25 protein-coding genes are annotated in these 20,617 nt (G+C 39.8%); 10 read left to right on the forward strand and 15 right to left on the reverse strand.

Translation table 11 applies throughout. The features are described 5' to 3' along the window. Positions 1–34: 34 nt before the first annotated feature. From KZZ04_RS00975 to sfsA, 8 genes are all read right to left on the reverse strand, one after another. The gene (locus KZZ04_RS00975) at positions 35–271 is read right to left on the reverse strand and encodes a hypothetical protein (RefSeq protein WP_058403098.1); all 237 of its coding nucleotides are present in this window, start codon (positions 269–271) and stop codon (positions 35–37) included. A 28-nt stretch (positions 272–299) separates the two neighbouring features. Continuing rightward, positions 300–1,148 (reverse strand): pantoate--beta-alanine ligase, encoded by an 849-nt coding sequence (gene panC, locus KZZ04_RS00980; RefSeq protein WP_219421463.1) that lies wholly within the window; start codon positions 1,146–1,148, stop codon positions 300–302. Further along, the gene (panB, locus tag KZZ04_RS00985) at positions 1,148–1,942 is read right to left on the reverse strand and encodes a 3-methyl-2-oxobutanoate hydroxymethyltransferase (protein ID WP_058403096.1); all 795 of its coding nucleotides are present in this window, start codon (positions 1,940–1,942) and stop codon (positions 1,148–1,150) included. Before panB ends, panC begins: the two co-directional genes overlap by 1 nt. A 31-nt stretch (positions 1,943–1,973) precedes the next feature. Continuing rightward, positions 1,974–2,459: a 2-amino-4-hydroxy-6-hydroxymethyldihydropteridine diphosphokinase gene (gene folK, locus KZZ04_RS00990; protein WP_058403095.1), complete on the reverse strand. Its 486-nt coding sequence runs from the start codon at positions 2,457–2,459 to the stop codon at positions 1,974–1,976. A gap of 4 nt (positions 2,460–2,463) precedes the next feature. Then, positions 2,464–3,885, reverse strand: a complete 1,422-nt coding sequence (pcnB, locus tag KZZ04_RS00995; protein ID WP_201020852.1) for a polynucleotide adenylyltransferase PcnB — start codon at positions 3,883–3,885, stop codon at positions 2,464–2,466. 187 nt (positions 3,886–4,072) lie between these two features. Beyond that, entirely contained in the window at positions 4,073–4,975 is a 903-nt protein-coding gene (gene gluQRS / locus KZZ04_RS01000; protein WP_219421465.1) for a tRNA glutamyl-Q(34) synthetase GluQRS, read from the reverse strand. A gap of 18 nt (positions 4,976–4,993) precedes the next feature. Beyond that, entirely contained in the window at positions 4,994–5,437 is a 444-nt protein-coding gene (gene dksA / locus KZZ04_RS01005; RefSeq protein WP_006791878.1) for an RNA polymerase-binding protein DksA, read from the reverse strand. A gap of 300 nt (positions 5,438–5,737) precedes the next feature. Further along, on the reverse strand, positions 5,738–6,457 hold the full coding sequence (sfsA, locus tag KZZ04_RS01010; protein WP_219421467.1) for a DNA/RNA nuclease SfsA: 720 nt from the start codon (positions 6,455–6,457) through the stop codon (positions 5,738–5,740). 113 nt (positions 6,458–6,570) lie between these two features. On the opposite strand from sfsA, the gene pepB reads away from it, so the two are divergent. After that, entirely contained in the window at positions 6,571–7,866 is a 1,296-nt protein-coding gene (gene pepB, locus KZZ04_RS01015) for an aminopeptidase PepB (protein ID WP_138527772.1), read from the forward strand. 178 nt (positions 7,867–8,044) lie between these two features. Then, the gene (locus KZZ04_RS01020; protein ID WP_006791881.1) at positions 8,045–8,611 is read left to right on the forward strand and encodes a phosphoribosyltransferase; all 567 of its coding nucleotides are present in this window, start codon (positions 8,045–8,047) and stop codon (positions 8,609–8,611) included. Between the two features lie 97 nt (positions 8,612–8,708). Here KZZ04_RS01020 and KZZ04_RS01025 read toward each other — a convergent pair whose 3' ends face one another. Further along, positions 8,709–9,365, reverse strand: a complete 657-nt coding sequence (locus tag KZZ04_RS01025; protein WP_008130963.1) for a Crp/Fnr family transcriptional regulator — start codon at positions 9,363–9,365, stop codon at positions 8,709–8,711. 383 nt (positions 9,366–9,748) lie between these two features. Between KZZ04_RS01025 and KZZ04_RS01030 the strand changes: the two genes are divergently transcribed. Continuing rightward, on the forward strand, positions 9,749–10,000 hold the full coding sequence (locus tag KZZ04_RS01030; RefSeq protein ID WP_058403091.1) for a YgjV family protein: 252 nt from the start codon (positions 9,749–9,751) through the stop codon (positions 9,998–10,000). 52 nt (positions 10,001–10,052) lie between these two features. Here the strand turns inward: KZZ04_RS01030 and KZZ04_RS01035 are convergent, their stop codons facing one another. The 5 genes from KZZ04_RS01035 to KZZ04_RS01055 all read right to left on the reverse strand — a co-directional run bounded on the left by KZZ04_RS01035 (position 10,053) and on the right by KZZ04_RS01055 (position 13,056). Further along, a complete protein-coding gene (locus tag KZZ04_RS01035; protein ID WP_219421469.1) occupies positions 10,053–11,741 on the reverse strand; it encodes an amidohydrolase in 1,689 nt (562 codons plus the stop codon). 167 nt (positions 11,742–11,908) lie between these two features. Continuing rightward, complete coding sequence (locus tag KZZ04_RS01040) at positions 11,909–12,145, reverse strand: calcium-binding protein (protein WP_058403089.1); 237 nt, start codon at positions 12,143–12,145, stop codon at positions 11,909–11,911. A gap of 8 nt (positions 12,146–12,153) precedes the next feature. Continuing rightward, the gene (locus KZZ04_RS01045) at positions 12,154–12,390 is read right to left on the reverse strand and encodes an EF-hand domain-containing protein (protein ID WP_058403088.1); all 237 of its coding nucleotides are present in this window, start codon (positions 12,388–12,390) and stop codon (positions 12,154–12,156) included. A 180-nt stretch (positions 12,391–12,570) separates the two neighbouring features. After that, the gene (locus KZZ04_RS01050) at positions 12,571–12,798 is read right to left on the reverse strand and encodes a hypothetical protein (RefSeq protein ID WP_008130972.1); all 228 of its coding nucleotides are present in this window, start codon (positions 12,796–12,798) and stop codon (positions 12,571–12,573) included. 24 nt (positions 12,799–12,822) lie between these two features. After that, positions 12,823–13,056 (reverse strand): EF-hand domain-containing protein, encoded by a 234-nt coding sequence (locus KZZ04_RS01055; protein ID WP_219421471.1) that lies wholly within the window; start codon positions 13,054–13,056, stop codon positions 12,823–12,825. 308 nt (positions 13,057–13,364) lie between these two features. Between KZZ04_RS01055 and KZZ04_RS01060 the strand changes: the two genes are divergently transcribed. From KZZ04_RS01060 to KZZ04_RS01075, 4 genes are read left to right on the forward strand one after another with little or no spacing between them, the layout of a single operon-like run. Further along, positions 13,365–14,822, forward strand: coding sequence for a sensor histidine kinase KdpD (locus KZZ04_RS01060; protein WP_138527768.1), 1,458 nt, complete (start codon positions 13,365–13,367; stop codon positions 14,820–14,822). Positions 14,823–14,824: 2 nt separating this feature from the next. Next, positions 14,825–15,340 carry a hypothetical protein gene (locus tag KZZ04_RS01065; RefSeq protein ID WP_058403084.1) on the forward strand — a complete coding sequence of 172 codons (516 nt, stop codon included), beginning with the start codon at positions 14,825–14,827 and terminating at the stop codon, positions 15,338–15,340. A 2-nt stretch (positions 15,341–15,342) separates the two neighbouring features. Beyond that, the gene (locus tag KZZ04_RS01070; RefSeq protein ID WP_058403083.1) at positions 15,343–16,692 is read left to right on the forward strand and encodes a sigma 54-interacting transcriptional regulator; all 1,350 of its coding nucleotides are present in this window, start codon (positions 15,343–15,345) and stop codon (positions 16,690–16,692) included. A 20-nt stretch (positions 16,693–16,712) separates the two neighbouring features. Then, positions 16,713–17,213 (forward strand): DUF1543 domain-containing protein, encoded by a 501-nt coding sequence (locus KZZ04_RS01075; RefSeq protein WP_219421473.1) that lies wholly within the window; start codon positions 16,713–16,715, stop codon positions 17,211–17,213. 42 nt (positions 17,214–17,255) lie between these two features. Here the strand turns inward: KZZ04_RS01075 and KZZ04_RS01080 are convergent, their stop codons facing one another. Beyond that, positions 17,256–17,483: a hypothetical protein gene (locus KZZ04_RS01080; protein ID WP_219421475.1), complete on the reverse strand. Its 228-nt coding sequence runs from the start codon at positions 17,481–17,483 to the stop codon at positions 17,256–17,258. A 124-nt stretch (positions 17,484–17,607) separates the two neighbouring features. Between KZZ04_RS01080 and KZZ04_RS01085 the strand changes: the two genes are divergently transcribed. The 3 genes from KZZ04_RS01085 to KZZ04_RS01095 all read left to right on the forward strand — a co-directional run bounded on the left by KZZ04_RS01085 (position 17,608) and on the right by KZZ04_RS01095 (position 20,615). Beyond that, on the forward strand, positions 17,608–18,861 hold the full coding sequence (locus KZZ04_RS01085; protein ID WP_058403080.1) for a multifunctional CCA addition/repair protein: 1,254 nt from the start codon (positions 17,608–17,610) through the stop codon (positions 18,859–18,861). 577 nt (positions 18,862–19,438) lie between these two features. After that, on the forward strand, positions 19,439–20,065 hold the full coding sequence (locus KZZ04_RS01090; RefSeq protein WP_058403079.1) for a hypothetical protein: 627 nt from the start codon (positions 19,439–19,441) through the stop codon (positions 20,063–20,065). A gap of 115 nt (positions 20,066–20,180) precedes the next feature. Further along, positions 20,181–20,615 carry a hypothetical protein gene (locus tag KZZ04_RS01095; protein WP_219421477.1) on the forward strand — a complete coding sequence of 145 codons (435 nt, stop codon included), beginning with the start codon at positions 20,181–20,183 and terminating at the stop codon, positions 20,613–20,615. Positions 20,616–20,617 lie beyond the last annotated feature (2 nt).

Here is a 20,617-nt window from a genome sequence, read left to right on the forward strand (position 1 = left end):
TTTTTTTGTGTCTAAAATTTTAAGCTTGAGGGAATTAAATACCACCTAACTTTTCAGCGCGTGCTTTACATTGATTGTATGTTTCTACACATTTTGCAGAGCACACTTGTTGCTTAAGACCTTCAGCCGTTGTTTGCTGATCACAGGTGCTTTCACAGCGAAAATTTTGTTGAGCACATTGGTTCATCTCAGCATTTTCAACGTGATTCTGACAACCCGCTAAAACAAAAAAAGTGAGGGCAACTACGCTTGTTTTTATTAATATATGCATTTTTAATCCTTAAAGTGAGCTCAATAAATTAAATATCGACCTGCATGTTGTCAATTAATCTAACAGAGCCTAAAAAGGCTGCGGCTAAAATAACAAAATGGTTATCATCGAGTGTAGCAGTTTTTAAGGTATCTCGTTGAGCTATCTCAAAATAGTCTGGTTTTATGCCAGCTTGCTCTAGGCTTTGTTTAGCGCGAGTTTTAAGCGCGGTGAAATCTTTATTGCCTTGCTTAAGCTGCTCGGCACAATGGGTTAGCGCTTTAAATAAAGCGGTGGCTGTTATTTTTTGCTCGTCTGATAAGTAGCCATTACGTGAACTCATTGCCAAACCAGATATTTCACGCATGGTAGGTACGCCAATAATTTCAACTGGTATAGATAGATCGCGAGTCATCGTTTTAATCACTTGAAGTTGCTGAAAGTCTTTTTCACCAAAGCAAGCGTAGTCAGGTTGCACCAAGTTAAATAGCTTAGTAACAACCGTAGCTACGCCTTTAAAATGCCCAGGGCGCGAACCGCCACAGTACCCAAGTGACACGCCAGGCACGTCAACAAAGCTCTGCTCGCCAAGCCCATTTGGGTAAATTGTGTCTACGCTTGGGGTAAATACTATATCAGTACCTAACTCTGCAAGGCCTTGTTTATCTTCTGATAATGTACGGGGATAATTATCTAAATCTTCGTTAGCACCAAACTGCATCGGGTTTACAAAAATACTAACAACCACTTTATCGGCTACGTTTTTTGCTTTTTCAACGAGTGAAAAGTGTCCTCGATGTAAGTTGCCCATTGTTGGCACAAACGCCACACTTAAGCCTGCTTGTCGCCAGGCTTTAATTTGACTACGTAGTGATTTAATTTCAGTAATTGACTGCATTATTTAAACTCATGTTCAGCGCTTGGAAAAGCGCCACTTTTTACATCGGTACAATATTTCTGAACGGCCGCAGGCATGTTGCCAGTTTCTAATAAAAAGTTTTTTGAAAATTTTGGAATATAACCTGCCGAAATACCGACTAGGTCGTGCATTACTAATATTTGACCGTCGGTCACATTACCCGCACCAATGCCTATGGTTGGAATACTAAGCGCATCAGTGATTCGCTTTGCCAATACACTAGGAATACACTCAAGTACCAATAATTGTGCGCCAGCAGCTTCTAATGCTTTGGCGTCTTCAATCATTTTTTGTGCTTTGTCTTCTTCGCGGCCTTGGATTTTAAAACCGCCAAATACATGCACAGATTGAGGGGTAAGGCCTAAGTGCCCGCACACAGGAATACCTTGTTCAGTAAGCGCTTTAATGCTGTCGTAAAGCCATTCACCACCTTCAAGTTTTACCATGTTTGCACCTGCTCGCATAAGTTCTGCGGCATTTTTACAGGTGTCGTTAACGCTTGAATAAGTCATAAATGGCATATCGGCAATAACAAATAATTCACGGCTTCCTGCACGTACACAGCGAGTATGATAAGCAATATCCTGGTTGGTTACGCCAAGGGTGTCATCACCGCCTTGTAGCACCATACCCAACGAGTCACCGACTAAAATAACGTCAACGCCATTATCATGAAATAACTTTGCAAAGCTCGCATCGTAAGCGGTTAATGCCGTGATTTTGTTATTTTCTGCTTTCATTTTATTTAAAGTAGAAACGGTTATTTTAGACATAATATTCCTCGCAGGCATAAGCCTAGGTTAATTACAGAGGTAATTGTTGTAAGTCGTTGAGCGGTAAATTAGTTGCAATGGTTTTTAGTGCAATTCCGCTAGGTAAAATAAGTTCAGGCGCAAGTTCAAGCAACGGATACACAACAAACTCGCGCTCATTCAAGCCATAATGGGGCACAGTCAAGCGTGCGGTATTAATAATTTTATTGCCAAACAAAAGGGTATCTATGTCTAGCGTTCGTGGACCCCAACGTTCTGCTTTTCTTACACGGCCATGCTTAAGTTCTATTTCTTGAGTTAAATCAAGTAGCTGCTCTGGTTCAAGGTGGGTATTAATACAGGCAACAGCGTTAATATAGTCTGGCTGGTCTTGTGGCCCCATGGGCTTACTTGCGTAATAATGAGACACGCTTACAAGCTCGCTATGCGGCAGATTTTTAAGTGCCGCAACCGCATTATCAAGCTGCTTTTTAGGTGAGTTTAAGTTTGCACCTAATCCTAAATAAACACAGTTCATGTTATTACTCTGCTGGCTTTCTTGGTGCGCGGCGACGAGAACGTTTACGCGGTTTTGGACCACCTTGATGACCTAAGTTTTTAACCATGTCTTTTTGACCGTTAATATCTTGGCTAAGGTATTGAGTCCACCACTGTGCAAGTTCTTCATGCTCAGTTTCACCCGCATCAACGCGCAACAATAAAAAGTCGTAAGCGGCTTTAAAGCGTGGTTGTTGCGTTAACCTGTATGCACGTTGGCCTGCACGTTTATCTAGGCGATGCTGAATGTGCCAAATATCGCGAGCACCCAGTGTAAAGCGTTTTGGTACCGCTATATGTTGGGCGCTTTCGCTGAGTACTTTATTCATTGCTTGTGCAAAGGCATCGTACTCGCTAAGTTTTTCTTCTGCTTGAAGCTTTTTGGTTATTGCTAAAAGCGGGAACCACAGTAGCGCGGCAAAAATAAATGCAGGTGTTACTTTTTTATCAGCGTTTATGCGTTTGTCGGTATTTTGAAACATTTGCTGAACAAAGGTATGCTCTAGCCCATTAGGGTTAGCTTCTAAAATTTTATCAAGCGCAGGAAATAATGCACGGAAAAGTCCGTATTGGCGAAGCATTAAAAAGTTAGCTTCGGCCTTACCGTTTAAAAACAGTTTTAGCACTTCTTCAAACAAACGCGCCGGCGGAATATTATCAAGTAAGCTGGCAAGCTCGCTAATCGGTTTTTCGCTATTAGGCGCAATGCTCATATCAAGCTTTGTTGCAAATCGTACAGCGCGTAACATACGCACTGGATCTTCACGGTATCGTGTTTCGGGATCGCCAATAAGCTCAATTTGTTTTGCTTTAATAGCGGCCAAACCATTGGCGTAATCGTGAATGCTAAAGTCGTTAATTGAGTAATACAAAGCATTAATTGAAAAATCGCGGCGCTCGGCATCTTCTTCAATGCTACCAAATACGTTGTCGCGTAATAATTGCCCTTCAGTACTTGATTGGCTTATTTGGTTTTTAGACTCAGGCGCTTCGTGATGGCCACGCATGGTTGCCACTTCAATAATTTCTCGGCCAAAAACAATGTGCGCTAAACGAAAGCGGCGACCAATTAATCGGCAGTTCCTAAATAGCTTTTTAACTTGGTCGGGTGTTGCGTTAGTGACTACATCAAAGTCTTTAGGTTGTTGGCCTAACAATATATCGCGAATACAACCACCAACCAGGTAGGCATCGTAGCCACCGTCTTTTAATCGGTATAACACTTTGATTGCATTTGGGCTAAATTGTTTACGAGAAATACCATGCTCACCGCGTGTGATTACTAGTGGTTCGCTGCTTACAGAGGCATTTTCAGCACTCGTATTTGGGCCGATTATCTGTCGGCAAAATTGAAAAAGCTTGGAAATAATAATCCGTCTCCTAGAAGGTGTTGATTGGCATGTCATCGCAATCAAAAACAACCGCAAATAGTGGTATTAAACCCCAATACTTACTGTCTTACTTAAATAGCATATATTTAGGCGGCTATCATATACCAGCAGGGTTTAAAAATTAAGTTGATGTGTTGAAATTAAGCTGTTTTTCGCGATTTTATTTACACAGTTTAGTAAATTAGTTGACTTGAGTTGTTTGCTACTGAGAAATTTGTATTTCAGCAACTTTAGGTACTTGCTTTAACTCAAAGGTATTTACACCCCATTCAACTAGCTGCTCGGTGGTTAAATCCATTAAATCAGCATGAGTTGGCAAGCCTAAAAATTCAAAGGTACTTATTAATGTGGGTTTTGGCTCTATTTTACTAATTGCAGGGGCGTAGTTTTGTTTAGATAGTTTAAAGCCCGGCTTGGCAACGGCTAAAGGTAAGTGGGCAAACTCAGGGATAGGATGATTGAGCTGCTTAAATAAACTGATTTGTCGTGCTGTGGGTTCTATTAAATCGGCGCCTCTAACAATGCGATTTATGCCTTGATCAATATCGTCAACAACAACCACTAATTGGTAGGCAAATAAGCCATCACTTCGTTTTATTATGTAATCTTCGTGGGCCAGCTCACTACAAACACTGATATCACCTTGAATCAGATCGTTAAAATATGTGGTTGCATGGCATTGTGTTAAACGAAGTGCGCCTGAATCGGTTGAGTGCCCAAGATTTTTACACTGGCCTTGATAAATTCCACCCAATGCTTTTATTTCTTTTCGGCTACATTGGCAGGCATAAACACATTTTTGATTTTCAAGTGAGCTGACGACGTCTTGGTATAAATCGAGCCGTTTGGTTTGATAAACAACCGGTTCATCCCAGTGGAGGCAATAGGCTTGTAAGGTATTTAGGATATCGGTTTCGGCATCTTTTACCACTCGAGTGGTGTCTATATCTTCGATACGGACGAGCCAAGACCCTTTATTTGATTTTGCATCAAGGTAGCTGCCTACAGCCGCAACAAGTGAGCCAAAATGAAGAGGCCCAGAAGGAGACGGTGCAAAACGACCGCGATAGTTGCGCATAGGCGCAGTAACGGCTGCAGGTGACATGCTAATTAATGAGGTTAATTAGCCGCGTCCAGCTTGTTTTTCTTTAATTTCTGCAAGTGTTTTACAGTCTACGCATAAATCAGCAGTTGGTCGCGCTTCTAAGCGGCGAATACCAATTTCGATTCCACAAGACTCACAAAAGCCAAAATCATCTTCTTTAATTAAAATAATTGTTTTTTCAATTTTTTTAATTAATTTGCGTTCGCGGTCACGAGTGCGAAGTTCTAAAGAGAACTCTTCTTCTTGTGCAGCGCGGTCAACTGGGTCAGGAAAGTTAGCAGCTTCGTCTTGCATATGCGACTTTGTACGATCAACTTCGTTACGTAAATCGTTACGCCAAGTTTCTAAAATCGTTTTGAAATGAGCACGTTGTGCTTCATTCATATACTCTTCGCCTGGTTTTTCTTGGTATGGTTCTAAACCGGCTTGAGCCAATAAACCATGTTTCTTTTGGTCTGGCATAACTCTCTCCTAAATCCTTAATTTAATGCCTCAGCATTAGCCGGCGGTATAAATAACAGAAACTTATACCCTAGGCAAATTTATTTTTAATTATACGAATTAGCTTCAACCATGCTTTGCGAGTAAAAAGTGCGTTAATGATGGTGCTTAATTAACTAACTTACTGGTTTGTAAAACTTGCCTTTACATATGGGCAAAATTTTAAAAAACAAGGCTAACTCTGGAATTGATTTTTATTGCATCAATCATTTTCATCGCGTTGTTTGTTCTAATTACCTGATGTAATTGTTTGGTTATACATTACTGTATAAATGCTATTTTTTTATGAAGCACCACTTCATTCTCACAAATGAGTGCTTTATACACTACTACTTCAACACCGCTAGCAATGGCTTTTTGTAAAAGTTGTGCGTATTTTTCATCGATATGCGCTGCTGCGCTCACTGCATTTATACCTTCATGTAAAACAGCGAACAGTAGTACGGCGCGATGGCCTTGTTCGACCACTTCAATGAGCTCGCGAAGGTGTTTTTGTCCACGTAATGTTTGTGCATCAGGAAAATAGCCTTGGCCGCTATGCGGTTCATCTTGGCTTAGCAAGGTGACTGATTTAACTTCAACGTAGCAGTTTTTAGTATTTGGGCTTGTGAGTAAAAAGTCGATGCGACTGTTTTCACTGCCATATTTAACTTCACTTTGAAGTTGCTCATAGCCAGTTAGTTCATTAATTACATTATGATTAATTGCTTCTTCTACCACCTTATTAGCGACCGCTGTATTAACACATATAAGGTGCCCTAAATCATTTTGGGTCAGCTCTAATGAATGTGGATACTTTCGTTTTACGTTATCGCTTGTTGAATAAAAAGCAGTAAAGCCTGGCTCAGCGCAGCCTGTCATTTTTCCAGTGTTAGCACAATGCGCGGTAAACTTAGCGCCATCACCGAGTTTTAAATCAGCCAAAAACCGCTTGTAGCGTTTAATTAATGTGGCCGATTGCAATGCTGGTGTGTACTTCATGGTATGTCCAATGTGGTTAATAGTGTGATGAGTGTTATTTATCTCAAGCTGTTGGGAACTTAGGCGCACTATAGTAAACTCAACAGCACATTTAAGTGCAAGGATATTCTAACATGAGTGAAAAATTTGTTGTTCAACTAAGCGAACACGCAGCACCGAGTCATTGGGGCGAAAGCGCAACGTTGTCATTTAACGAACGTGGTGCAACCGTTCATTTATCTGAGCAAGAAACATTAAAAAATGTTCAAAAAGCAGCGCGTACTATTGCCAATCAAGGCGTTAAACACGTTGAACTTGCGGGCGATACATGGTGCACAGAAAGCCAATGGGCTTTTTATCAAGGTTTTGTCACACCTAAACTATTAAACGGTGTTGAGTTTGTTGATAACGCACAATCTGATCTGCAAGAACTTGCGCATTTAAAAAGCTCAGCAACGTGGGCGCGTGAAATGGTTAACGGCACTGCAGACGATATTTACCCTGAAAGCCTTGCAGAAAAAGCCGCTGAGTTTATTCAATCACTGGCCCCTGAGCACGTAAGCTACCAAATAATTAAAGGCGATGCGTTATTAGAGCAACAATGGATTGGTATTCATGCTGTTGGTCGTGGGAGTGTTCGCCCACCGGTATTGTTAGAGCTTGATTACAACCCTACAGGCGACGATAACGCACCAGTCAGTGCAGCCCTTGTGGGTAAAGGTATTACGTTTGATTCGGGCGGTTATTCAATTAAGTCAAGCGAAGGCATGCTAGGGATGAAGTGTGATATGGGCGGTGCTGCAACAGTAACAGCTGGTTTAGCACTTGCTATTAATCGTGGTATTGAAAAGCGTATTAAATTATTTTTATGCTGTGCTGAGAACTTAATTTCTGGCCACGCTTACAAATTAGGCGACATTCTTACTTACAAAAATGGCACAACCGTTGAAATTGTAAACACCGATGCAGAAGGGCGTTTAGTGCTTGCCGATGGTCTAATGGCTGCCGGCGAAACGGGCGCACCTTTAATTATTGACGCAGCAACATTAACAGGTGCAGCGTTGGTTGCTGTTGGCCAAGAATACAATGCGCTGTTTGCACTTGATAAAGAGCTGGCACGCGAAGTTGAAGGCTTTGCTTCTCAAGAAATGGAAGCCGCTTGGCCATTACCACTTGAAAAGTGGCACCAACAAAACTGTCCATCACCTTATGCTGACACGGCTAATAGCCGCGCACAAAAAGGTGGCGGCTATGGCGGTGCATCAAATGCTGCTGGCTTCTTATCACGCTTTGTACCAAACGATGGCAAAGGTTGGGTACACATTGACTTAGCGGCTGCATTTAATATGGGTAGCACAAGCCAGTGGGCTGCCGGCGCAACAACACAGGGTATGCGTACAGTTGCTCGTACGTTGCTTGAAAAAGCGTAACGCTAAAAAATACGTTATTCAGAGAAATTAGGCACCGTTTGGTGCCTTTTTTGATCCACAAGCGAGCAATTTTATTTAATTTACGGTAAAATCCCTCGCCAATACCTGTTTGAGTGACTAATTTGGTTTTACTCTAAACTACACTCAAATATTATATCCACCACTGGGGTTTCTAACTATGTCAGATAAGTGCTATATCACAGCTCAACAGTTACTTGAAGATTCATTCCGCGTAGCGGCACAAGTATACAAAGACGGCTTTCGTCCTGATTTTATTATAGGTATTTGGCGAGGTGGTGCACCGATTGGTATTGCGGTTCAAGAATATTACGATTACAAAGGCATTGAAACTGACCATATTGCAGTGCGTACATCGTCTTATTACGGTATTGGCCAACAATCAAAAGAAATTAAAGTACATGGTTTACATTACATTGTAGAAAACGCCAATGCGGGTGATTCACTGCTTATTGTTGACGATGTATTTGACTCAGGACGCAGTATTGTTGCACTAAAAGAAAAGCTTTCAGAGCTAATGCGCTTAAACTTACCGCGCGATATTCGAATTGCTTGTCCATACTACAAACCAAAAAATTCAAAAGTAGATACCGTACCTGACTACTACATTCATGAGTCGGAAGAGTGGTTAGTATTCCCGCATGAGTTATCGGGTTTAACACCGGATGAAATTATTGAAGGTAAATCTGACTTAGTAAAAATTCACGACATTTTACTAGAAGACTAATACACCTAGCACATTAAATATACATTTAGCCTTATGAACTGATTATTCGTTTTTAGGGCAATAAAAAAGGCCTTAATTGGCCTTTTTTATTGCGTGTTTAAAGCTGCGCAAAGCTATCTACATATTCACTAAGCATTGGAATATCGACCGCTTGTAAACCTGTTGTGCTTCTTTGCACTAAGCCCTTTTCGACTAATTCTGTCACAACACGCCTGTAAGCTCGCTCAGTGGTTGCAAAGCGTTCAGCCTCAGCGTTAACAGTTGGGTAGGCTCTAAGCAGTGTAGGGTTGTTGTTCTCGGCTCTCAGTAAGCAGTCTTTGGCTATGTTATAGCTAAGTGGCAGTAATAACTTATCTAAGTTGATTTTTTGGTTTTCTTGAAACTTAGCAGCAATCGTTTGTGCCGTGTATAAGCTAAGCTCTGGTTTTTCGAGCAATAATGCACGCCAGTGTCTTAATTCAATCAGGTTGTAAGTTACATCGCTAAAGCAGGTTACCGTATAAATACACGGATTGTTGTTGAGCGCTTCTATTTCGCCTATCAGGGTATTATTACAATCGAGTTGTCCTAGCAGCAGGCGTCGTCCGTTTCCTACGTCATAACTAAATGACACAGTGCCGCTGCGCACAAGCACAAGCTTGCTTAAAGGCTGATCTTGATGGATCAGCACTTCTTTTTTTGATTGTTGATAACTACTACCGGCAAAGGTGAGTAACTGTTCAACAAGATAACTAGAAAAATGGTATTGAAACATCAATATGCTCTTCGGACATTTGTCCTATTTATTATGTTTTAATGACGGTAGCATTAACACATTAAGAATTTACGCTAACTTGCTACTAATACTTTTAGCTTTGCTATGGGTATTATTTTACCTTCATTTCCCGTGTAATGATTTAAGAATTTGTTGGTTTTTTTGCCGGCAAACTTTTTCAGGTTTTTAAGCAAGTTAGCTTTTTATTTACGTATGTCACTTCGCTTAATTATTAATATAAGAGAGCTACTCTCTTACTAGCCAATTATTTTCAAACTCTAAATAACGCTCATAATTAAGCAAAGTGCTATTACTTTGCAATACTTACAACTGTAATAATGTAGCATTAGTATAATGCTAACCCAAAGGTTAGGAGAGAACAATTGAGTTGGGAATATTTAGGCTATATTGCGTCAGCTTTATTGGTTGCATCACTCACTATGACCGATGTAGTAAAGCTTCGTTGGTACAACATGTTAGGGTGTATTGTGTTTACGGCTTATGGCGTAGCTATTGGTGCTGTTCCTGTTGTTTTTACCAACGCGCTACTGGCATTGGTTAACTTGTATCACATTGTAAAATTATATCGCCAGCCAAAAGTTGATCAGCCAGAGGCACAGCAGCCAAAAAGCTAAATGACATGGTTTGTATTAAAAAAGGGTTAACTTGCGTTAACCCTTTTTTTGTTTATTTAGCTGCGCTCTCTTTGTTATCGAATCGCTTCATACCGGCAATCCATGTTTGTAGTACTTGAGTTTTGTAAATATCTTCAACGGGTACTTTAAAATAATCTTTATCCACTAAAATAAAGTCGGCCCATTTACCTTGTTCTAGGCTTCCTATTTTAAACTCTTGATGCGCCGCATAAGCACCGCCCAGTGTAAATGCACGTAGTGCATCTTCGCGGCTTAATATTTCGCTTGGACGCCAGCCGTTTTCAGGCAGTTTGTTATGATCCATTCGCGTTATTGCTGAATATAAACCATCAAATGGATTTGCAAGCTCTACAGGGTAATCAGAGCCCGCAGCAACCACTGAACCTTGTTGTAAAAATGTTTGCCATGCGTACGCAAAGCTAAGTTGCTTTTCAGTTAGGCGTTGCTCTGCCATATGCATGTCAGATGTTGCATGCACAGGTTGCATAGATGGAATAATTTTTAGTGCTTTAAATCGAGGTATATCGTCTGGCGTTACTATTTGTGCGTGCTCAATTCGGTTGCGCAGCAAAATACCGCCTGTTTTTTTAAACACATTTTCGTAAGCGTCTAAAACCACACGATTGGCTTTGTCACCAATGGCATGGGTGTTGGCGGTAAAGCCATTTTTAAAGCTTTGCGTAAATAAAGCTTCGAGTTTCTCTTGGGTTTCAAGCATTAACCCATGATGGCCAGCACGGTCGGCATAATCTTCAATAAGCGCTGCGCCACGCGAGCCTAATGCACCATCGGCATATACTTTTACACTACGAATTTCCATAAAGTCGTAGTTATCGTGATATGGCCCGGCTTTTAGCATAGCCGGTAAGTCTGGGCTAGCACCGCTTAGCATTGCCACAATACGTAAAGGTAAATTGCCTTGTTCACCGCGCTCTTTGTAAACTTCCCATGTGGCTTTATCTATCCCTGCATCGTGAGTAGAGGTAATACCTAAACTTAATAAATGCTTACCTGCGGCATCGAGTGAGTTGCTAATATCTTGTTTTGAAGGGGCTGGCAAGTGCTGAACAATTAACGATTCAGCTTTATCAACAAAAATACCGGTAGGGTTACCAAATTCATCTTTAACTACCTCACCGCCTTTTGGCGATTTTGTGTCGGCGTTAATGCCTGCAAGTTCAAGCGCTTTTGAGTTAACCCAAATTGCATGGCTATCAACACGAGATAGAACAACCGGACGATCGCTTACCACTTTGTCTAAATCTTTAGCGCTAGGGAAACGTGTATCTGGCCATAACTCTTGGTTCCAGCCACGGCCGATGATCCAACCTTGTTTGCCTTGCGCAAATTGCTTTAATTTATTTGTAACGTCATCAACCGACTTCGCACCGCGTACATCTAACTGCGATAAGTTATCGCCTAGCCCAATAACATGGCCATGGGCATCAATTAAGCCGGGTAGTAATGTGTTGCCTTTCGCGTCTATTAGCTTGGCATCTGGAAAGCTTTCTTTGAGTATGTCGCCGCCTACTTTAACAACCTTGCCATCTTTTATAACCAAAGTGCTAAATTGTTGAAGCTCGCCTTTTTGCATTTTGCCTTTATGAAGCGGAGTATAACCATTGGCATTATAAATAACTTTGGTTTGCGCAATCGCAAAGCTAGATCCTGCACAGAGACTGGCAAGTATAAGTGGTTTAAGTAATTTTTTGAGTAACATAGTGCACTGATTTGTTATTTTTAGTGCAATAACACTAGCAAACTCTTTTTTAGAATACCAATAGGATGCGATAAGCTCGTAAAATAGACAGTTAAAGCTAAGCTAGCTGCTTAGCTATTAAATTAATTGCCTAAAACGTTAGGTTAAAAAGGTTAATTAAATTTGTGCTACTTGCTGGCATATAAATGGTATTCGCTCAGTGTTAGCCGGCCGTCTTTATCTTGGTCGTAACTTACAAATTTAGACCACAAGGCTGGGTCTATTGAGGCTTCAGAGCGAGTTAAAAATCCGTCTTTATTTCTGTCTATTTTTTTAAATTGGTTATTAATGCTGTCACTGATGGCAAAACTTGATGCGCTAAATACCAGTAGAGCGCATAAAATAAAAAAGTGTATGGGATTCATTAAAGTACTCAGTAAAGATTGTTAGTAAGGTAATTTTTAAATTCAATTAATGAAATTTGTTTATCTTGATTTTTATCCCACATTATAAACGTGCTAAGTAACTGGGGCTGGCGTTCTAGTTCGTTATGAGTAAGGTAACCGTTTTTATCAGTATCGAGGTGATCAAAGCGCTGTTTTACATCAAGTGCAGAAGCATTAAAACTTAAAAGCAACGCTATGGTGGTTACAAAGTAACGTATCTTCATGGTAGTCCTTCCAAAAGGTTAATTAAGTTGTATTGAATAATGAGGTATTACGCTTAATTAGATAAAGCACTTGCCATAATTTAACTCCCAACATTAAATCCTTTTACACATTCCCTCAGGGATTATGGCAAATGCTTTAGTACACTTTACAAGTTAAAAGCTTAAGCAAAACTTAATCTGTTATGGCTTAAAGTTTTCAAACTCTGCTTTAGAGATCATCTCGTCGTTGTCTTCGTCTAAATCGGTAAACTGTCTAAGTAGCTCTTTATCTTGCTTAGCTTCAACAAACGAGATACTTCCGTCCATGTTTGTATCTAAGTGTGCAAATCGCACGGCCGAAGGAGAAGCTAATACCGTTGCACTGATAGCTAAAAATAATAATAAAAAAGCAGCAATAAGTTGTTTCATAATTTCATTCCTTTTGAAGTTAATTTATTGAATAAATTTTCTGAATTCATTTAGCGACAACTGACCATTTTGGTCTGTGTCTATTTGTGCAAAGTTTTCCTTAAGCACGGCGTCCATTTTTGCCTCGGCTTCGCTTAACAGGCCGTTGCTGTCCTTATCTAGTTCATTAAACGTAGCGTCAACGTCCATAGCGTATGCGCCTGTATTCACAAAACCCAACGCAAGTAATGTTGAAAAAACCAAAGTGTTAATGTTCATGTGTATTTCCCTATTAAATTTATTTATTACACCCATTACAAAAAGGGTGCCAAATTTTATTTTTATTTACTTTCAATGAGTTGTGTTTTTTAGTTTGGGTTTGTAGGTAAAAATTACACTGACTGTGTGTAATTTTGTGTAAATACAGCAACAGGGTTGAAGGTATTTTTTGTGATCTTAGTTAAATCAATCAGTTGTGCTGTTGCTGTTTAGCAACATTATGGCGATTTAAAATGAATATGGTTCAGCATGTGTATAGGCGGTATTGATAATAATAGGCGAGTTATTTACTTACAGAGTTTACTGCAATGGCTGCAACGTTTGCTAAACATTACAATGCAATGCTTAATTGGCGCCCTAATTTAATAGGGCAGTTTGCTTTAAGCATGCTGCTGTCGTTATTGCCACTCTCTATTGTGGTTATTGTTTTTTTAAATGCGTTAAATAAACAGCTAGCAACCACCCAGCAAATTGTGAGTAACCATTACCAGCTCACAAAATCGTTCGCTAATTTAAAGCAAGACCTTAATAGCCTTGAACGCGCAACAAGGCAAAATTGGGTGTTAAAAAGTGATGCGCTCAACACCCTCATTGTTGATAAATGGCAATCGTCTGTGCAGAGCATAAATGAACTCAAATACATTAATGCAAACCCAGACTACATAAACCAATGGACACAGCTTTTAACTATTTTGCAAACAGCACAACACCAGCTCGTTGAGAAAAAACAGCAAAAAGCAGCGCTCTTTTTACCCATAAGCGAGTCAATTACAGAGCTCACAGTGTGGCTCAAAAATAAAAACGAAGAGCAAATAACCCATAACCAAAACGAGCTAGCCAGCCTACAAGCGTCGTTTATAAATTGGCTAGTGGCACTTATTCCTCTTACTTTATTGGTTGGCGGCGGCTTTTTATGGCGTATAAGTTTGCGCTTAAAAGGGCTTACTAGGGTTATTGATAAGCTCGGGCAGGGGGATTGGCAGCAAAAGATAGCAGTAAAAGGCTCGTCAGAGTTAGTCGAACTCGGAGAAAAACTACAGTGGGTACAAACTCAGCTGTATATGCTTGAGCAACAAAAGGATACGTTTTTACGCCACGTAACACACGAACTTAAAACACCACTTGCCTCTATGGTTGAAGGAACCGATTTACTCACCGATGAAATTGTTGGCCCTATTAATAACGAACAAAAAGCGGTGCTTTCCCTTATAACTCAATCTACGGTGCGCCTTCGCATGATGATAGATAGCCTACTCAGTTATAACGCTATTAGAGCAACAATAAACAGCTCAAGCGAGGTTAATATTAATCATTTAATTAAAAAAATTAATGGTCATTTTGAGCATCGTCTAACGGCTCGAAAGCAACTTATTCAGTGGCAAAACTCTGTTTCAAGCACTGTCCTTGCGCTTCCTAATGAACTAATAGAAATGATGCTAATTCAGTTAATTTCAAATAGCTTAAAATTTTCTGATGATAACCAAGGTGTGATTGTAAATTTAAAATGCGAGCAACATCAGCTGTGTTTGGAGGTGGCCGATAATGGCTGTGGCATTAAAGAGCACGAAATAAAGCATATTTTTAGTGCGTTTTATCAAGGTAAACATGAGCAAAGTATTACCTTACAAGGCAGTGGTTTGGGCCTAACAATAGTAAAAGAGACGGTTGAGCAGCTACAAGGCACATTAAGTGTTGAGAAAAATAAACCACACGGTTGCCGTTTTTTAATAAAAATACCAATCAGTAAAAATTTAGGAGTTAATTAACAATGCGCATACTCACTATTTTATGTGTGCTTGCAGGTAGCCTAATTGTATCGGGTTGTGAGCTTAATGATGGCACGCAAGCGCTGGGCGATACTAAAATATCAAATACTAAAAATGTATCTCCTAGCCCCAAGCCAATGCCTAAATTAGCCCCTGTTTACCCCTCCGCTGAGCGGGTTATAGCGCTGCATGCAAATCAATGCGGCGGTTTTACATTGCCACCAACAAAGCGGTCATTTAAAGGTGAAAATGAGCTAAAAGCATTTTTTAAATTTATGTGCTTAAACGTAAGTACCGACCCAAATACAGTAATGACCAAGTTACTTAAACTCGACCTAGCCTATTTTTGGCCTGATGATATAAAACAGTATTTATGGCTGCAAAAACAGCAAATCACCTTACAAATAAACGCGCAAAAAGAGCAGCAAGCACTTAATAACCAAATGCAGAAAACCCTGTCGTCGCTAGCAGATATAGAGCAGCAGCTATTACTTCGCGAAGACACTAAGGAGCAGTAACCATGACCAGAAATAGCCCGCACCAAGCAAAAGTGTTATTAGTTGATGACGATGCAAGTTTATTAAAGTTACTTGCTATTCGTATTGAATCAAAAGGCTATCAAGTAACAACTTGTGAAAGTGGCTTAGCAGCACTACAAATTTTAAAAAGCCACGTGTTTGATGCCGTCATTACTGACTTACGAATGGATGAAATGGACGGCATGGCGCTGCATCGTCAACTGCAAAGCCGATACCCTGCATTACCAGTAATTATGATGACGGCGCATGGCTCCATTCCTGATGCGGTTGAAGCCACCAAACAAGGTATTTTTGCTTTTATTACTAAACCGGTCGATAAAGACGAGCTATTCGATAGCCTTGCAAATGCAATAGACATTCATGGTGTAAATACCGATGAAGCTCCATCAAAAAGTAATATAGTAACGCGCAGTGGTGCCATGTTGCACTTGCTTGAACAAGTTAAGTTACTTGGGCCTACTCAAGTTAATGTGCTTATTTCGGGGGCCAGTGGAACGGGTAAGGAGTTACTAGCGCAAGCTATTCACCAGCATAGCCAAGTTAGTAACGGGCCCTTTGTGGCTATAAATTGCGGCGCTGTACCAGGGGAACTTTTAGAGTCTGAATTATTTGGCCACAAAAAAGGAGCGTTTACTGGTGCTGTAAAAGATCACCAAGGTTTATTTCAGCAAGCGCAGGGCGGTACATTATTTTTAGATGAAATTGGCGATATGCCCCTTAACTTACAAGTAAAGCTACTGCGTGTGCTACAAGAAAAAACCATTCGCCCAGTGGGTTTTCAAGAAGAGATCCCAATTGATGTGCGTATTGTATCGGCAACTCACAAAAACTTGCCCGAAGCCATTAAAAACCAACAGTTTAGAGAAGATTTATACTACCGCCTAAATGTGGTTAATTTAAAGTTACCACCACTGTGTGAACGCCGTGAAGATATAAGCCTCTTGGCCCAATACTTTAGCGCAAGTATCGCTAAACGCATGAACCAAAATGAAAAACACTTTGCCAATGATGCCATGCACGCATTGGTACGTTATGATTGGCCGGGAAATATTCGTCAGTTACAAAATGTTGTTGAACAAGTGGTAGCCTTAACACCGGGCGAGGTTATTTCAGCGCATTTAGTGTTAGCCGCACTCGATAGTAACGAAAAAAGCGTAGAGCCACTCTCATTAAACGACGCTAAAAAAGAATTTGAACGTGATTACGTTATTAATACGCTAAAAATGGCCGGCGGCAACGTAGCAGAAGGCGCCAAACTTGCTAAGCGTAATCGTTCAGACTTTTATAAACTCATTAAAAAACACAATATTGATGTTGAGAGTTTGGCGTAAAAAACATTAAAGGAATCTTCATGCAGTTATTTATGGTGTATTTAGGCGGGCGAATTCAAGGTTGCCACATAGAAATGCACGACATTCGGTTTGTTGTTGGGCAAAACATAGAGCAAACCTACACCAAATTAAAAAGCCAATGGGTTGGCGATAAAAACAGCGTACACATGGATAGTTTTATGGCTGTTAATAATATTGATGGCTACAAAGTAGAAGTGGTAGACGATTATGTTGAACAAAATAAGCAGCTTTATTTTGTAAATTTAGGCGCTTACAGAAGCGACTCAATGGCGGAGCAACACGACTTTGCATTGTATGTAGCAAGCAGCCGTGAAGAGGCAAAGCAGCGCGCTAAGCACGATTTGCTCGCAGGCCTGAGCCATATTCATAAAGACGACTTACACGACGTAGACGATTGCTTTGCAATTGATTTACTCGACAGTCAATTAACTATAAAGCTTACCCCAAGCGGGCTTTCTCAGCCTATAAAACCGGATTGGTTTGGTTACCATGTTTTATAAGTAAGTAACCTGAACTTTGAATAATAAAGCTATCTCACGCTGCTATTTTTCTTGTTCGTTTTGCTCATCTTCTTCACTGTTCGATGCCAGCTTAAAGGCCACAATAACCAAGCCAAACATAGCGAACGGCAGAGCTGCTAACATGTATTCAACCATGCTGCTGTCTTGAAAATTAGCTTGCAATAAAAAGTGACCCGCTACACACATAACAATAACGACCAACAAAATTGGCAGCAGCATAAGTTCTTTTTTTGATGAATGATTTTTCATTGAATAATTGCTTAAACAAAAAATGATGCGCTATTGTAATGAGCTTACATATGCTTGGCAAACAGCAGCGCTTTTAATGATATGATTGCTATAAATGAAGTTTGTAAATCAGTGTGGAAACAACGTGAAAAGTAGCTTAAAAAACGTTTACCTAGTTGGCGGGGCAGTACGCGACAAACTGCTAAACATTGCATCAAAAGATAACGATTATGTGGTTATTGGCGAAACGCCAAGTACCATGGAATCGCTTGGTTTTTTACCAATAGGTAGCGACTTTCCTGTTTATTTACACCCCAAAACAAAAGAAGAGTACGCATTAGGGCGTACCGAGCGAAAAAGCGGTAAAGGCTATACTGGCTTTGTTGTAGACGCCAGCCCTAGCGTAACACTCGAAGAAGACTTAGCAAGGCGCGACTTAACCATAAACTCTATGGCGCTTGACGAAAACGGTAAAATTATTGACCCCTTTAATGGGCAACACGATTTACAAAATAAAATACTGCGCCACACCACACACGCATTTGTAGAAGATCCGGTACGCGTGTTACGCATTGCGCGATTTTTAGCACGTTATGGCAGTGATTGGCAAATCCACCCAAGTACCTATGCGTTAATGCGAGAGCTTAAAAATAAAGGTGAGCTTAACCATTTAGTGCCCGAACGGGTATGGCTAGAAACCGAAAAAGCGCTTGGCGAAAAGTACCCCGAGCTTTATTTTCAAGCATTAGATGGGCTGGGCATTTTTCCAGAAATTGAACAAATGAAAAATGTACCACAACCTGCCAATCATCACCCTGAAGGCGATGTATTTGTGCATACAATGTTGGTGCTTAGGCGTGCGGCCGACTTAAATTTTAATTTAGAAACCCGCTTTGCTGCGCTTACACACGATTTTGGTAAAGCCCTTAGCTATAAAATACGCGGCAATTTACGCGGTCATGAACGCGAAGGTGTAGCGGTAGTAGAGTCATTTTGTAATCGTTTAAAAGTGCCTAATCGCTTTCGTGATATTGGCATGCTTACCAGCGATAACCACACTTTATGCCATACGATTGATCAGCTTAGGCCGCAAACTATTCATAAATTAATTGTCACTAATTTAAATGGGTTGGTGCACCCTGAGCGCTTTTTAGCCTTTACCCAAGCCTGCCAATGTGATGCGCAAGGGCGCGGGGAAACACTGGTTAATAAGCCTTACCCGCAGGCAATTAAGTTGCGCGCCATTCATAGTAAATTACAGCAAATGGATAAAAAGCACATAGTGCAACAGGCACTTAAAAGTGGCAAAAAAGGCCCAGCAATAGGCGAAGCGGTAAAGCTGGCAGAAATAAACTGTATTAAAGCGTTTTTAAGCGGTGAGCCAAGTACAGCAAATTAATTTGTGTAGATTAAATTAAGTACCGCGATATGCCTTGCACCTCAAGGCGCGGTACTTTTTAAAGGTCGTTTACTTGCGTGTGCTGTGGTTTAGTTGCCTCAGGCTCAGCATTTTTATCTGATTTATATAAACTAAAAATAAAGTCGAGCTCTTCTCGTTCAAGTGATGGGGTCACGGCAAATCCTACTGCTTAATGTGTTAATATAGCCCCAGAGTATGTGAACGCGACTGAATTAAAAGTGAATAGTTACAAAGAAAGGTGACTGTTTATTTCCTCACTGTTTATTAGCGCATTACTTTTTTGTTCAATATTACTGAACTCTACCATTTTAGGGCACTTTTACATTTAGAATATTTAAATGCGATATAACTATTTGTTTACATGCGCTTACTAGCTGGCTACATTAGATTGATTGTAATATTTGGACATGTGCCGGCTTATAAAGCGGCATATGTCGAATACAAAGTTGTTAGGCATATATTCAGTTGAGGTGTTTGGTTCTAGAGGAAGTTCACAATTTTAAATCGTAAAACACTTATTTTCTTTGTCGTTCTGATTACTAGTTTTGCTAGTAAATTGTATGCTGAAACAATCTCTGTATCACACTGTAAATATATTACGGGAAAAGAAGATATACTCTTCTTAAATGTCCCTATTAAAGAAGATATTGATGCAATATTTTACTGTCCTACTTCTGAAAAGAAAAAATTAACTCTTCACAATGTTGCACTAGTCGTATCTGCTCCGATCAAAACCCCACGCGGGAACTGTCAAATTACAAAGTATGCCTTAGGAAAAGAGGATTCAACTGATAAATATCTTTGGTCATCTGTAATTGGTAATGCTTGCCCTCGAATAAATGAAAATGAATATGTGTCACTGTATTACCTTCCTAGTGAATATAATAAAGATCTGTTTTTTGATAATTTAACGAACTTCATATCAAAATTAAACGCCAATGAATTTGAATTAATTAACCGAATTCCATTTTACTCTTTATGGTTTTGTTCGGACTGTAAGGAGTTTATAAATGCAGTTCCTAATTCAAAGTTTGTTGTTAATAGCGTAGGTTCAAGTATTAACGATCCATTTAGTATTTTTGTATCATCTAAAGAAAGCCCACATATCCGTTGGATATTACATCTTTCTGTTGAAAATACGGGTTTATTTATAAACAATATTGTAAAGTATGTTGAGTATTAAATATGCCTAAAAAGCTAATAAATAAGGAAAAAAAACAGTTGGTTGTTTTCGTTCCTGAACATTTTAGCCAACAATTTTTTGCCCATTATTAGGGCGTAAAATTAATAGAGAGTCTATGTCTGTTATCCGTAGTTCAGTTTTTCAAATTATTTTTAAATCGATATTTTTACTACTATTTAACTTTATCGGATTCTTTCTGATTTACGCAGGTGCTCTTTTATTAGTTAGTGAGAACAATATTTCGTTATCGCTAATTGAACAACTCTTGGCGCTAATTCTAGCTTTGTTTACAACATCTACTTTTGCTTGGTGGATGGTAACCAGTTTTCGTCAATACGAAATCAAAATAGACAGTAAATTAATCTTACTCAAAGGGTTATCGGGCTGGAAAAAAATTGATGAAACTATTTTACTTTCCGATATTGATGGTGCTGAGATAGGAACCGACTTAGCTCTATTTAAGGGAGAAAAGCTGGTGGTGAAACTTTCAATGGTTTCTATAGCATTTGAAAAAGATTCTCTTAACAAAAATATAAAAAATTGTCTTTGAAT

This window comes from Pseudoalteromonas sp. CR1 (genome assembly GCF_019392235.1).
GTDB lineage: Bacteria > Pseudomonadota > Gammaproteobacteria > Enterobacterales > Alteromonadaceae > Pseudoalteromonas.